12 protein-coding genes are annotated in these 13,256 nt (G+C 59.0%); 4 read left to right on the top strand and 8 right to left on the bottom strand.

The genetic code is table 11. The features are described from left to right. The first annotated feature begins 49 nt into the window (after positions 1 to 49). Entirely contained in the window at positions 50 to 1,003 is a 954-nt protein-coding gene (locus PO778_RS03680; protein WP_235903600.1) for a D-alanine--D-alanine ligase family protein, read from the top strand. On the opposite strand, the gene PO778_RS03675 is transcribed toward PO778_RS03680, so the two are convergent. After that, positions 1,004 to 1,747: an SDR family NAD(P)-dependent oxidoreductase gene (locus PO778_RS03675; RefSeq protein ID WP_271438643.1), complete on the bottom strand. Its 744-nt coding sequence runs from the start codon at positions 1,745 to 1,747 to the stop codon at positions 1,004 to 1,006. It lies immediately after the preceding gene. A 207-nt stretch (positions 1,748 to 1,954) separates the two neighbouring features. Between PO778_RS03675 and PO778_RS03670 the strand changes: the two genes are divergently transcribed. Genes PO778_RS03670 through zapE form a run of 3 tightly spaced genes read left to right on the top strand, consistent with a single transcriptional unit; the run spans position 1,955 to position 4,330 of the window. After that, positions 1,955 to 2,737, top strand: a complete 783-nt coding sequence (locus PO778_RS03670) for a succinate dehydrogenase iron-sulfur subunit (RefSeq protein WP_160729733.1) — start codon at positions 1,955 to 1,957, stop codon at positions 2,735 to 2,737. Between the two features lie 19 nt (positions 2,738 to 2,756). Beyond that, the gene (locus tag PO778_RS03665; RefSeq protein WP_235903599.1) at positions 2,757 to 3,215 is read left to right on the top strand and encodes a PaaI family thioesterase; all 459 of its coding nucleotides are present in this window, start codon (positions 2,757 to 2,759) and stop codon (positions 3,213 to 3,215) included. Next, a complete protein-coding gene (zapE, locus tag PO778_RS03660) occupies positions 3,212 to 4,330 on the top strand; it encodes a cell division protein ZapE (protein WP_271438642.1) in 1,119 nt (372 codons plus the stop codon). Before PO778_RS03665 ends, zapE begins: the two co-directional genes overlap by 4 nt. Here the strand turns inward: zapE and PO778_RS03655 are convergent, their stop codons facing one another. The 7 genes from PO778_RS03655 to PO778_RS03625 all read right to left on the bottom strand — a co-directional run bounded on the left by PO778_RS03655 (position 4,331) and on the right by PO778_RS03625 (position 13,244). Further along, positions 4,331 to 5,224 (bottom strand): crotonase/enoyl-CoA hydratase family protein, encoded by an 894-nt coding sequence (locus tag PO778_RS03655; protein WP_160730622.1) that lies wholly within the window; start codon positions 5,222 to 5,224, stop codon positions 4,331 to 4,333. Between the two features lie 219 nt (positions 5,225 to 5,443). Further along, entirely contained in the window at positions 5,444 to 7,342 is a 1,899-nt protein-coding gene (locus PO778_RS03650; RefSeq protein WP_271439335.1) for an XrtA/PEP-CTERM system amidotransferase, read from the bottom strand. 10 nt (positions 7,343 to 7,352) lie between these two features. Further along, positions 7,353 to 8,918 carry an exosortase A gene (gene xrtA, locus PO778_RS03645; RefSeq protein ID WP_271439334.1) on the bottom strand — a complete coding sequence of 522 codons (1,566 nt, stop codon included), beginning with the start codon at positions 8,916 to 8,918 and terminating at the stop codon, positions 7,353 to 7,355. Further along, entirely contained in the window at positions 8,908 to 10,140 is a 1,233-nt protein-coding gene (locus tag PO778_RS03640) for a TIGR03087 family PEP-CTERM/XrtA system glycosyltransferase (RefSeq protein WP_271438641.1), read from the bottom strand. Before PO778_RS03640 ends, xrtA begins: the two co-directional genes overlap by 11 nt. Continuing rightward, on the bottom strand, positions 10,140 to 11,204 hold the full coding sequence (locus tag PO778_RS03635) for a FemAB family XrtA/PEP-CTERM system-associated protein (RefSeq protein WP_271438640.1): 1,065 nt from the start codon (positions 11,202 to 11,204) through the stop codon (positions 10,140 to 10,142). The genes PO778_RS03640 and PO778_RS03635 overlap by 1 nt, the downstream gene beginning before the upstream one ends. Beyond that, positions 11,204 to 12,088, bottom strand: a complete 885-nt coding sequence (locus PO778_RS03630) for an XrtA system polysaccharide deacetylase (protein ID WP_160729728.1) — start codon at positions 12,086 to 12,088, stop codon at positions 11,204 to 11,206. Before PO778_RS03630 ends, PO778_RS03635 begins: the two co-directional genes overlap by 1 nt. A 13-nt stretch (positions 12,089 to 12,101) precedes the next feature. Continuing rightward, positions 12,102 to 13,244, bottom strand: coding sequence for an XrtA/PEP-CTERM system-associated ATPase (locus PO778_RS03625; RefSeq protein WP_160729727.1), 1,143 nt, complete (start codon positions 13,242 to 13,244; stop codon positions 12,102 to 12,104). Between the last annotated feature and the right edge of the window lie 12 nt (positions 13,245 to 13,256).

The raw sequence follows: 13,256 nt of genomic DNA, 5'->3' as shown, positions 1-13,256 counted from the left end.
TTTGCCGCAGCTAGAACCACTCAAGATCGACGCCGCAACTAAAGAGCGTTTGCGTATCCTTTTTATCGCCAAACATGCGAAGTGGGATGGCGGCTTGCACCCTGACGATGGCAACCACGCGCTCTATCATGTTGAAACGCGGGAGATTTTGAAAAGCCTCGGCCTCGACCTCATGCTGGCGGACAGTTTTGATGTGCTGTTCGAAAAGCCGGAGGTCGATTTCGTGTTCCCGCTGCTGAACCGGGCCGGATTTTTCAACTCCGAAATGCTCGGCCCGCTCCTTTGCACACGGCACGGCATTCCGTTTCTTGGCGCAAGCCCGATCCTGCGCGGCCTGTCTGATGACAAGCATCTAGCAAAACGTGCCGCTGTCGTAGCCGGCGTGCCAACTGCGGATTGGACGATCTATCGCCGGGGAGCGCCGATCGATCCGGCTGCGTGTCCGCAGGCAGAACGCTATGTGATCAAGCCGAATGCTTCATCCGCCAGCTGGGGCGTGCATGATGCGACCGATTGGGCCGGGGTAAAATCGGCAATCGACGAAATTCACGCGGACAAGCACGATGCAATCGTCGAGCCGTTTCTTGTCGGCAGCGATGTGGAGGTGCCGGTCATCACGATTGGCGACCCTGTGATCATGCCGCACATGATTTTCGAGCAGGCGGACCCGTCGCATCTCAGAACATATTACGAAAAGCGCGATCTGGTCGACCGCACCAACAAGTACTCACTCGACGCATTCGATGATCCTGAATTGACTGAAGTGATCAACGATTACACCCGCAAATTGTGGGGCGAATACCGTCCGTTCGATTACGGGCGTTTCGAATTCAGAGTGAACCGCGAAACGCGTGAAGTGCACTTCATCGAAGTGAACCTGAACTGCAATCTCTGGTCGGAAAAGGTTTATGGCCGCTCTGCCGTACTTGCAGGCTGGACGCAGGCAGAACTGATCGAGACAATCCTTGCCGATAGTCTGCGCCGTAACGGATTGATGGGCTGATCAGCTGGGGATCCTCTTCCCCGCAAAATCAAAAACTTCGCCGGAATTATCGGGTGTCAGGCCGCGCAGGACAGCAAGCAAATTTTGCGCTGCCTCCGCGGGATCGGTCAACTGTCCTTCAGGCAGGTTTCCCTGAAACGGCTTCGATAGCTCGCTATCGACTGTCCCGGGGTGCAACCCCGCAACCACTGCCTGTTTGTGGGTACGCCGCAGTTCGATCGCGAAATTCTTGATCAGCATATTGAGGGCCGCTTTCGAGGCGCGATAGGAATGCCATCCCCCCAACCCGTTGTCGCTGATGGAACCCACCCGCGCCGAAATTGCTGCGAACACTCCGCGTTCATGGCGGTCCAGCAGCGGCAACATATGCTTGGCGATCATCGCCGGGCCAATGGTGTTCAGGGCCATCACCTGCGCCATGATGTCAGGGCGCAAGCCGCGATAGCTGCGCTCTGGCCCGGTTCCATCGGCCAATGTCAGAACCCCGGTCGCGGCGATGATCAATTGCGGCGGGCGGGACTGCATCAGAGAAGCAGCCTGCTCGATAGTCGCTTCGTCATTAAGGTCGAACGCGAAAGGCCGCACGTCACCTTCCTGCGGGACATTGCCGCTTCGCGATCCGGCCCACACGGTCACGCCGTTATTTGCCAGATTCTCAGTCAGCGCCCTGCCAATCCCTCCGGAAGCGCCGAAAATTGCCGCGCAGCTGAACTCGTTTACGTTCGCTTGTTGATCATCAGTCATGCCCGATAGACGCCCTGTGCCGGCGCATTGTTCCCTGCTTGGGTGGATGCCGCCGGACACGGTGCAAAATCCGCAAGCGATGTTGGATTCTTTGAGGGTGCAGCCGATGCGCAAGTTTCCTACATCGGAAATCAACCGCAGGCCGCTTGTGTTGACGGCCATAATAGGTAAGTAGGCGGCGCAAGCGAGATCAGGATTTTTCAGACTATGGCGACCTTCACTCTCCCCAAGAACTCACGCATCAATGGCAAGGGCCGTGACTACAAGGCCGACGGCGCCGCACGAGTGAAGAAATTCAAGATTTACCGCTACGATCCGGAAAGCGGCGAAAACCCGCGTTACGACACGTTCGAGATCGACCTCGACCAGTGCGGCCCGATGGTTCTCGACGCGCTGTTCAAGATCAAGAACGAAATCGATCCGACGCTGACCTTCCGCCGTTCCTGCCGCGAAGGGATTTGCGGCTCATGCTCCATGAACATGAACGGTAAGAACGGCCTCGCCTGCACTTCCGCAATCGAAGATATGAAGGGCGAAATTCGGATTACGCCCCTGCCGCACATGGAAGTGGTCAAGGATCTCGTCCCGGATTTCACGCATTTCTATGCGCAATACGCGTCGATCCGCCCTTGGCTGCAATCGGTAACACCAACGCCAAGCGGCAAGGAACGGCTACAGAGCCCGGAACAGCGTGAACAGCTGGACGGCCTGTACGAGTGCATCCTGTGCGCCTGTTGTTCGACCAGCTGCCCATCCTATTGGTGGAACAGCGACAAGTTTCTTGGCCCGGCAATTCTGCTGCAGGCCTATCGCTGGCTGGCAGACAGCCGCGATGAAATGACGGGCGAGCGGCTTGATCAACTGGAAGACCCCTTCCGCCTGTATCGCTGCCACACGATCATGAACTGTGCGAATGTGTGCCCGAAGGGTCTCAGCCCGGCAAAGGCAATCGCCGAAACCAAGAAAATGATGGCCGAGCGTACGATCTAAGCCGCAATTGGCTGAGCAGATGCGCGCCCCGCCCGACTTCTTCGAGTATAAGCCCGTCCCCGACCAGCCCGGCTGGTACACATGGGATATGAAGGACAACACCCGGTTCAACACGCAAGTGATGGGCCCTATGATGGTGCGTCAGGAAGGCAATAAATGCCGCCTGCGCATGCTGCCCGAACGCAGGCATTCGAACCTTCAGGATATGATCCACGGGGCCATCACCCTTTCCCTGATCGATATCTCGCTGTTTTCCGCCATGCACGTGTTGCGCGAAAGCGAGGCCGGGATGGCGGTAACGCTGGAACTATCGACCCAGTTCATTGGAGCCGGCCGGATGGACCAGCCCCTGGATGCGGTGGTGGAGGTGATGCGCGAAACCGGCAGGCTCATGTTCATGCGCGGGGAAGTGGTCCAGGAAGATCATCTGGTCGCGGCATTTTCCGGATTGGTACGCAAGGCCTCGCCCAGGAAATGAGCGGCTCGCCCATGTCGCGTTACGACGAACTGGTTGCCGCCGGCGAACTGCGCCCCGATCCGGAACAGGCGGCGGCGGCACGCAAGCTGGCGGCTTTGCGCCACCAACTGGCCGATCGCGCCGAAACCGGCTTCATCGGCAAACTTTTAGGCAAGAAGCCTGCGCAGCCGCGCGGCATTTATATGTGGGGCGGTGTAGGCCGCGGCAAATCCATGCTGATGGATCTGTTTCACGATGCTCTGGCGATCAAGGAAAAACGCCGGGTTCACTTTCACGCCTTCATGCAGGAAGTGCATCAGAAGATGCGTTCGTGGAGGCAGGCCGACCCGGGCGACCCCATACCCAATGTCGCGCGCGAACTGGGTGAGAACCTGCGCTGCCTCTGTTTCGACGAGATGGTCGTTAACAACAGCGCCGACGCCATGATCATGAGCCGGTTGTTCCGGGCATTGATCGTCGATGAAGGTGTGACCATTGTCACCACCTCCAACCGCCCACCGCATGATCTTTACAAGGACGGGCTCAACCGGGAACACTTCCTGCCGTTCATCGACCTGATTGAAAACCGGCTGGACGTAATTCCATTGAACGGCCCCACCGATTACCGGCTCGACCGTATCGGCGGGCTCGATACATGGCACACCCCGCTAGGAGACGATGCCACAGCCCAGGTTCGCGAGGCTTTCTTCCGCCTGACCGATTATGATCCGGACGACGGCGCCCATGTGCCTTCGTCTGAAATAGACTTGGGCGGCGGGCGCACCCTGCACGTGCCCCGCGCCCTGAAGGGGGTTGCAGTTTTCAGCTTCAAACGGCTGTGCAAGGAAGCACGCGGCGCGAGCGATTATCTCGCCATCGCGCGCACATTCCACACCGTAATCATCGTTGGTATCCCGGTGATGGGGCCTGACGACCGCAACGAAGCAGCACGCTTCGTCACATTGATCGACGCGCTGTACGAATACCGGGTCAAGCTGTTCGTGACGGCCGCAGCAGTGCCGGAAAACCTCTATCAGTCAGGTGACGGCAGCTTCGAATTTGAACGCACGGTCAGCCGCCTGATGGAAATGCAGAGCGATGAATACATGGCCCTGGGCCATGGCATGGGCGACTGATCAAGCGGCGTCAGCCAGTCTTTGCTGCGCCGATGCGAGGCGGTTCATCACTTTCAGGTCGCGTTCGCTGAGTTGCAGCGCGGCATCGGCCCACAGGTCCGTGATCCGGTTCAATTCCGCAAGCTCCAGCTTCCAGGCAATCTTCATCGCCTTGCGCGCATTGACCATTCCGGCATGGCGCCGTTCCGACTTCTTGATGAATTCCTTGCACGCGCTCAGCCCTTCGCCTTTCTCGGCAAGGTGGTGAACCAGACCAAGATCGTACATCTGTTCAGCGGTATAGGTTTCGTTCGAAACGATCAGGCGGTCGGCCATCGCGCTGCCTAGCTTGCGAGACAGAAACGCATGCGCGCCCATTCCGGGGAATAGACCGAACATGATTTCCGGCAGCCCGAAGGTCGCATCGCGTTCAGCAACAATGTAATCGAAAGAAAGCAAGGCCTCGAACCCGCCGCCAAGCGCGGCCCCTTCGACGAGCCCGACGGTCAGCATCGGGATGTCGAGCGTGTTCATGTTATTGAACAGGATTTCGCAGCACCGGTGGCCATAATGCTCCAACCCCGCCCGGTCACGATTGCGGATCAATTGCTGGAACAGCGACAGATCGCCGCCAAAACAGAACACTCCCGGCGCCCTGCTGCCTAAGACGAGAAATTTGAGCGGTACCTTGCCCGGCCCGAACCCCTTGGCGATCAGTTTCTGCCAGTTTTCGAAATCGCCCAGAAGTGCGCGGGTGAAGCTGGGCCTGCCGCTGGGGCGCATATAGGACCAGAGCGTCTGCGTTTCCTCCTGATAAAGAACGTCGAGTTCTTGCAGGGAAAACAGCTCATCGGGAATGCCTGAATAGATCGAGTTCTCGACAACCAGATGGTCGTCGCCCTCGCCTAACGGCATTGCTGAAGAGGATATACTGTCCAATTCGCCCCCGCCTCGTTCAAGCCCTGATTCGATCCGATCCATTAGCGACCCCTATAATTGGGTGGTTTCGGTCCTCATCAGCTACTTGCTACATGAGCCGCGACTCGCTTGGCAACCGATTATTTTTCATGTCCTTTTTCTGGACTGGTTCGCAATTCGCAGTGGAAAATGCATTTCTGACTCTTTTTCCGAGTCTTACAGGCCAATGCCGAGACGCTTTATCGATTTCCCGAGCATCAACAATTGCCACAGGATACGTCCGTGATCCGACTTCCCTGAAATGTGATCGTCGGCAAGTTTCGCCAGCGCGTGCTCATCAAACCAGCCGGTGTCGGCCAGGCCGCCAGCAGAACAGATTGCGCGTGCTTCGCTGGCCAGCGGCCCCCGGAACCAGTCCGAAATCGGCGTCACGAAACCTTGCTTCGGCCGGTAGAGGATATCCTCGGGCAGATAGCGTTCCATTGTGTGCTTGATCAGCCATTTGCCTTGCGTACCGCGGACTCTGGCACGGTGCGGCAACTGCGCACCGAATTCGATTAGACGGTGGTCCAGCAGCGGTTCACGGGCTTCCAAGCTGACTGCCATACTGGTCCGGTCGACCTTGGTCAGGATATCCCCTGGCAACCAGAATTTGAGATCGGCATATTGCGCCCGGTCCAGACCCGAACGGGCCGGGGCATCGCGCATCATTCTGATCAGCGGTGCCTCTGCCCTGTAGCCGCCAAGTTCCCGCTTCAGATCGTCGCCATACAAGGCGAACCGCAGTTCCGGCGGGATGACCGAGAGCGACCGTGCATACCCTTCCGCACCGTCCTGGGCGAGCGATAGAAAGGTCGACTTCGCCCGCAGCGGCCGGGGTGCCCAGTCAGCCTTTGGCCAGATCGCGCCGAGGCCGCCGAACAGCGGTTTCCGCAAGGCTGAAGGCAAGACCGAACGAAGCTGTTCTTCGCGCGCATGGAAAACCTGCCGGCGATATCCGGCGAATGCCTCGTCTGCGCCGTCGCCAGACAATGCAACGGTGACGTGTTCCCGCGCCAATTGGCAGACACGCCATGTCGGCAATGCCGAAGCGTCCGCGAAAGGCTCGTCGAACATACCGGCCAAGGCATCGATATGCTGGAAATCATCAGGGTCGACGATGCGGCTGTGGTGGTCGGTACCGAAACGCGCGGCCACTTTCTCTGCGTAGCCGGTTTCATCGAGTGCAGCGACGTCGAACCCGATCGAACAGGTAGTTACCGGGTCGCGGCTGGATTCAGCCATAAGCGCAACCACGCTCGACGAATCCACCCCGCCGGACAGGAATGCGCCGAGCGGGACGTCGGCATCCATCCGGGATGTCACCCCTTCCCGCATCCTGAACAGCAATTCCGCAGAAAGATCGGAGGTTTTGCCCGATTTTCGTTGGCTGAAATCGACATCCCACCATTGACGCGGCGGCGCCGGTGTTTCCCCGTGGCGCAGCAAGCAGAAGTGACCGGCAGGCAGTTTTTCGACACCCTTGAGGATGGATCGGTGATCCGGCACGTACCCCCAGGTCATGTAATCCTCTACCGCCAGCGGATCGATTTCGCGGCGAAGCAGCGGATGGGCAAGCAGCCCTTTCAATTCTGACGCGAATGCGAGGCTGCCGTCGCTCAAATGCGCCATGAACAACGGCTTCACGCCCAGCCTGTCACGGGCCAGAAACAGCTCTTTCCGGTTCAGATCGTAAATCGCGAAGGCAAACATGCCGTGCAGCTTTTCGAGGCAATCGGGGCCCCATCGCTGCCATGCGGCCAATATGACTTCGGTGTCGCCATCAGTGCGGAATTTTGCGCCGTGCCCTTCGAGTTCGCGTCGCAGCTCGCGGAAATTGTAAATCTCCCCGTTGAATACGATTACCGCGTTCCCATCATGCGCGTGCATAGGCTGCGGCGATCCCTCAAGATCGATAATCGCAAGCCGGCGGTGCCCCAGCCCTACACCCTGACCGGTCCAAATGCCGGACCCGTCCGGGCCGCGATGAAACAACGCGTCGCACATTCGGCTGACGCGTGCCGGATCGACCGGCTTGGGTGTCCCGCAATGGAAAAGGCCGGCGATTCCGCACATATCGCGCGCCCTAACGCAGCCGCGCGATACGGTCCATCCATTCACCTTGATCACCGACAGAGCGGCGGAAATCGGAGATGGATTGAGCGGCTTCGCGGTTTTCACGTTCTTCGGCTGAAACGATCAGCATCATTGTCGGCCTCGCCCGCAGGGTCAGCCGGTCGAACATGTTCGCAAGTTTCAACCTGGCAGCGCTGCCGGTAAGCAGGTTGCCGGTTCTGTAGGATGTTTCCGCCAGCCGTTTGTGTTTGCCGTAGACGAAAAGAAAATCGGCGATGGCATCTGTTCGCGCGGTGCCGGGTGCAAGCCAGCGCCAGTCGCTGCCCGGATCGAGCGCGCCCTCGCCATAGGCGCTTGCTTCGCGCCCATCTTCCTGCGCGGAATACAGCGCGAGGAATACATCGACGTGCTGTCCGGAATTGTTGCGGTAGCGGCCCAGCAGCCGGTGATCCGCCCCGCTCGCGCGCGGCTGCCACGCCACAGACGGAGAATAATCGACCAGTTTCCAGTCTGCCACCTGTTCGGGCAGGCTGATCTGGTCCGGAACAGCCGCCTCTACGCGCGAGCCAGCCGTGTGCCAGAATGCGAAGATGGCCAGCAACAGGCCTGCAAACACGGCAGCCCTGTTTCCTGACATTGCTCCGACTGACAACTGCCGAAACCAGCTTGATTGCGGTGCACCGGGTAAATCAATTCCAAGATCGTCCGGATCGCGATCGAACCAGCGCCAGGAAGTGGCCAGCAAACCACCAACAATCAGAGCGAAGAAAATCCAACCGTAGAAAATGTGATCGAAACCCTCGGCGAATTCGATGCCCTGCGACTGCGCGATGAAAATCGTGCCCCAGGCGCGGATGCTGTTCGCAGCAATCGACAATCCGATGGCCGAAACCATGAAGACTATTCGGCGCTTCCAGCTGTTGAAGCAGCAATAGCAGATCAGCGTCCCAAGCGCGATCATGGCGATGAGGAATTTCACGCCGGAGCATGCTTCCGCCACTTCGAACAGGCCGGCTGGCGTGTCTATGAAAACGCCGTCGATGACAGCGGGAACGCCGCTCCACTGCGTGAGGGTAATCACCATTTCCGCAGTGATCATCTGGAGTGCCGGCACCAACTCGTCGCCAAACGGGACCAGGAAAATGAGATACAGCAAGGGAAACAGAGTGGCCACTGTGACACGCAGGCCAAGAAGTGCGGCAATGCTCGTCTGAAGCGCAAGAACCGCGCCGAGCTGGCTGACCGTGTTAACTCCGGCCAGAGAACCCACCAGCCACACGAACAGGGTAGCGCCAAGCATCAGCAGCCCGGGAAGCCATGCCTGCGGCGTTATTCTGGCAAGTTCATCGCGCCGGGAATAGATCAGCCACCCGACGATCAGAGGCACGAACAGAATGTGATTGTAGGTCGAGATATTCCACCACTGGGATGCCATCGCCTGCCATTCACGGAACGTCAGCGCGAAAATTGCCGCCCACACAATACCAAGCCGGACCAACGGCCCCTGCCAACACGCAGGAATGGAGGAAATCAGCTTCCTTCCACCCTCGCGCTGGATCAGCCCATCAAGCTGCATCACGCGCTTTTCCTTGGGCGCTCACCTCACATAGAAGGGACAGCGGCGCAAGCATGGCCGGCCAGCTCTGGTGCTGCGCGACGTATTCCCGCGCAGCAGATGCCATCTCGGCAGTTGCCGCAGGGTTGGCCAGCATATCCAGCGCAGCCGCGATCAACGCGTCGTTGGAGGTCCCGATCCGGAAGTGTTTGCCATCGCTCGCATCAATACCGGTTGCTGCCTCTGCCGAAAGCAGGACCGGGCGCGCCATTGCCATCGCTTCCAGCACCTTGTTCTGAATTCCGCGCGCGATTTCCAGCGGCGCAATTACGACATCCGCAGCTGCCAGAAACGGGCGGACATCGGGAACTTCACCCCATATCTTGACCCCGGCCTTGCCATCGTGACGCATCAACCTGTCGGTCGGCGCGCGCCCGACCACATGGAACGCGGCACCTGGATGCTTCTGGCGGATTGCTGGAAGCAACTTGGCAATCACCCTTTCCGCAGCGGCGATATTCGGGGCGTAATCCATTTGACCGGTGAACACGAAGTTCGGCCCGGATACTCGCGCAAGTTCTGCATTGGCGGTTACAGCAGAAGGATCGAAGAACGTGGTATCGATACCATTGCGTATCGCAGCTATGTTCACACAGGAAGAATTACGCAGCCTCGACCGGAACAGGTCGGCCTCAGCCTGACTGACGAACAGCGTTGCGTCCGCCCGGTGGGCCAAAGCTTCTTCGACCGCCGAAAGCTTTCTGCCTTCGCGTGCGTCGATCCATTTGCGCGGCACAGATCCTTCTTTTGCGTAAGCTTCGAACTTGGCGGAATCGACATCGCACAGATCGACAATCACCCGCCCTTTGAAGCTGTCTGGAATGAATTGGCCCATCTGGCCCGAGAACACGAAAATCGTGTCGATCGGGTGCTGCTCTATCGTGCTGGCAACCCATCGGCTCAGCGCCTTGTGGGCAAAGGCGGTGAGGCTAACCGGCTTGCCGCTTGCAAGCGCCTCGATACCGCTGAAAGCCATCGACTTGGATCTGCGAACCAGACAGTGGCTTTTCGCGGTCGCGGCAAGTTCACCCTCATGGGAAAAATCGCTGTCGGTATCGCCAAAACAGCCCACGTGAACATCGGACAATTCAGCGAGCGCCTTGAGCAGATGGTGCGAGCGGATCTTGTCCCCGCGATCAGGCGGGAACGGCATCCTGTGGGCGAGGAACAGAATATCGCCCACTATGCCAGCCCTCTGGCAATGAACGGCCCCACTCGATTGGCGAGCGCAAGCGGCAAGCGTTTCCAAAGCTCGATTTTTGCAGAGTACGCATCGTTCGCCGGGCTGAGGTCGCGCGGTTCCTGCCCGGGCGCGGTCCAGCTGCAATAGGTCAGCGGTTGCGGTTCGAACCCCCAATTCTTCTTGTAGGAATACGGCCCGCTACCGGTCTTTGACCGTCCGAAATCGAAACTGTCGCAGCCCTTGCGACGGGCGTGCAGCATCAGTTCGAAATACATCCGGTCGTTGGCCCTGAGACCGCGCGCAGCGAATGTGCCCCCTCCCCAATACGGCATCACCGCGCCGCAGTGATAAAGCGACAGCACGCTTGCAACGGCAAACCCGTGATGGCGGATGGTCAGGATATCGGCCGCGCTACCAAATGCATCAAGAACCGCGTCGAATAGAGACCGGGGGAATACCGGTGTTCCCAGCGCGTGAACGCTCGCCGCATAGACACGGTAATGGTCCGCACGGCTGGCCTCGTCCGAGCCGATTACAACCTCGAATTCGGTCTTCAGGCTCTTGCGAATTTCCGCGCGCTGCTTTCGCGGCACAGCCAGCAATTGCGCCTCATCATCTTCAGCGAGCCTTGTTTCAAAACCGCAATGCGTATCATTCCGGCAATGCCACTCAGGCGGCGCGCCGGGCCCGCGCAGTTCGATGGCGCTGCTTGAGGTGCGAAGTGCAAGCTCCTCTGCGGCGCGGCACAAACGGTGCGCTGTGGCATCGCTGACCGCCAGCGGGCCGCCGCCAACCGCGAAACCGCTGGATATCAGCGCGCGGCCGAACAGCGGCGAATGAACGTCGCTAAGCGGAAGCCAGCCGGTAATATTCCCGCATTTTTCAGCGACGATTCCCGCAGCCTTGTGTCCAGTGCCGCTTTCCACCGCGCCAAGCCAGGCAGGCCGGTGAAAGATACTGCCTTCCTGCTGGGCAACAAAGCCCTCGATCCGCGACACTTCTCCCGGATCGCGCAGATCGGCTATCGAGACTGTCTCGCTTGAAAGGGCAAACGGTGCGTTCATCAGGCAAAGGCCTGTGCCAAGGCAGCTTCGCGGTGAGCGATTACGTCCATCCGGCCCCAGGCAAACTCATGCACCAACTCGCCCAGCTTTGGCGCCATGCGCTCAAGGTTGGTATAATGGCGCAGCCGCGATTTGACCGAGGCGTTTGGCACCCGCGGCTGGTCCGGATCGATTTCCCACGGATGGAAATAGAACACTGCCGGCCGCTGATCGGTGCGGTTCACCTGCCGGATTGCCCAGCGCGAAAACGCATAAGGTAAAACCCGGAAAAAGCCCCCGCCGCCAGCGGCAACGCGTTTGCCGCCGAGCATCGCTGTGGTCACCGGAATTTCGATAAGATCGGACCATGGCAGCGGCTTGAACGCGAAACGCGGTGCTTCGCGCCAGCCGTAATGATCATGCGTGATCGGCGCCACGCTGGACGAATAGGTATAGCCCTGCTCAGCCAGTTCCTTGTACGCCCACGGGGTCCGGTGATCGATTGAGAAACTGGGCGCACGGTAACCGGTGATTTTTGCCCCGCTTGCGTCTTCGAGGATCATCCGCGCCTTCGCGATGTCTTCCGCAAATTCAGCACGCGTGAAATTGAAGACCCGGGCATGGTCGTATCCGTGGCTCGCCAATTCATGGCCGGCCTCCACGATCCTGCGCATCAAATGCGTATTGCGCTGTGCGACCCATCCCAGCGTGAAGAATGTCGCCTTAACATCAGCTTCTGCAAACAGATCAAGGATGCGCAGCACGTTATTTTCCACCCGCAGCGTCAGGTCATCCCAGTCGCTGCGGTTGATAACGTTTTCGAATGCCCCGACTTGAAACCAGTCTTCGACATCGACCGACAGGCCGTTGACGATCGGAGCGGGCTCGATTGCCGAATGCTTCATCGGGTCTGGCCCCTTACGCCGCTTCACGCGGGAGCTGCCCGCTTTCCATCCATTCGATCAGCATGGTCAGAACATGGCGCACAGAACGTTCCTGTTCCTCCAGCTTTGCTTCCAGCCGGGCGACTTCGTCCATAAGTCCGCGCGTATCGCCGTTGGCCGAACTGGCGCGTGAAAGCTCCACCACAGCCTGCTGCAATTCGTTGATTTGCAGATCACGCTCGGCCAGCAATTCCTCGATCTTCGGACGCGGCACTGCCTGAGCGGCTGCAACGTGTTTGATCGGGCCCGGCGCCGGCGCAGGTGCAATTTTCTCAAGAGGTTTCGGTGCTGCCTCGGGAAAGGTGTTATCGTCCCTCATTTCGTTCAACACCGCGCTCAGCATGGTGTTGTCGATCCGGGTACGCTGCTCGACCGCGCCCAGCAGCAGCAGGCGGGTAACCACCTGGTTCACGCGCCGGGGAATGCCGCCGGTTGCTTCGTAAAGTTCCTTGAACACGCGCTGGTCGAAATCGGGGTTCCCGGTCCAGCCGACACATTCGAGACGGTGCTTGATGTACGGCTCGATCTCGCCCGGTTCCATCGATTGCAGGTGATGCGCCGCGATGACCCGCTGGCGCAGCTGCTCCAGCTCCGTGCTTTCGGCCAGGATTTGCTTGAATTCCGGTTGCCCCAGCAAAAGCAATTGCAGGAGCGGGTGTGAGCCAAGCTGGAAGTTCGACAGCATCCGCAATTCTTCCAGTGCCTCGACCGAAAGGTTCTGGGATTCGTCGACGACCAACAGCGTCCGCCGTCCTTCACGCGCTTCGTCGTGCAGGAAATTCTCGATCGCGCCGAGGGCTGATGCCTTGTCGTGCCCTTCGACTTCAAGACCGAAACTCTGCGCGACAACGTGGACCAGTTCCTCTCCATCGAGATTGCTGGTGACCACCTGCCCGACCGTCATCTGTTCCCGGTCGATCTTTTGCATCAGATGCGCGACCAGCGTTGATTTACCCGCGCCGACCTCGCCGGTGATGACAATAAAGCCCTCACTCTGTGCCATCCCGTAACCGAGATAGGACAGCGCCTTGCGATGCGTCGCGCTTTCGAAATAGAAGTTCGGATCCGGGGTCAGCTGGAACGGTCGCCCGGTCAGCCCATAAAAATCATCAAACATTCTTCATTTCCC

This window comes from Pontixanthobacter luteolus (assembly GCF_947494915.1).
Lineage (GTDB): Bacteria > Pseudomonadota > Alphaproteobacteria > Sphingomonadales > Sphingomonadaceae > Pontixanthobacter > Pontixanthobacter luteolus.
Note: the sequence above shows the minus strand (reverse complement) of the source record. Positions and strands in the feature narration are given on the sequence as shown.

Coding starts and splice junctions, on each gene's coding strand:
- PO778_RS03630 (WP_160729728.1), bottom strand. CDS start 12,088: ATGAAGCATTCGGCAATCGAGCCCGCTCCGATCGTCAACGGCCTGTCG.
- PO778_RS03635 (WP_271438640.1), bottom strand. CDS start 11,204: ATGAACGCACCGTTTGCCCTTTCAAGCGAGACAGTCTCGATAGCCGAT.
- PO778_RS03655 (WP_160730622.1), bottom strand. CDS start 5,224: ATGCCGTTAGGCGAGGGCGACGACCATCTGGTTGTCGAGAACTCGATC.
- PO778_RS03650 (WP_271439335.1), bottom strand. CDS start 7,342: ATGTGCGGAATCGCCGGCCTTTTCCATTGCGGGACACCCAAGCCGGTC.
- PO778_RS03625 (WP_160729727.1), bottom strand. CDS start 13,244: ATGTTTGATGATTTTTATGGGCTGACCGGGCGACCGTTCCAGCTGACC.
- PO778_RS03675 (WP_271438643.1), bottom strand. CDS start 1,747: ATGACTGATGATCAACAAGCGAACGTAAACGAGTTCAGCTGCGCGGCA.
- PO778_RS03670 (WP_160729733.1), top strand. CDS start 1,955: ATGGCGACCTTCACTCTCCCCAAGAACTCACGCATCAATGGCAAGGGC.
- PO778_RS03665 (WP_235903599.1), top strand. CDS start 2,757: ATGCGCGCCCCGCCCGACTTCTTCGAGTATAAGCCCGTCCCCGACCAG.
- zapE (WP_271438642.1), top strand. CDS start 3,212: ATGAGCGGCTCGCCCATGTCGCGTTACGACGAACTGGTTGCCGCCGGC.
- xrtA (WP_271439334.1), bottom strand. CDS start 8,918: ATGCAGCTTGATGGGCTGATCCAGCGCGAGGGTGGAAGGAAGCTGATT.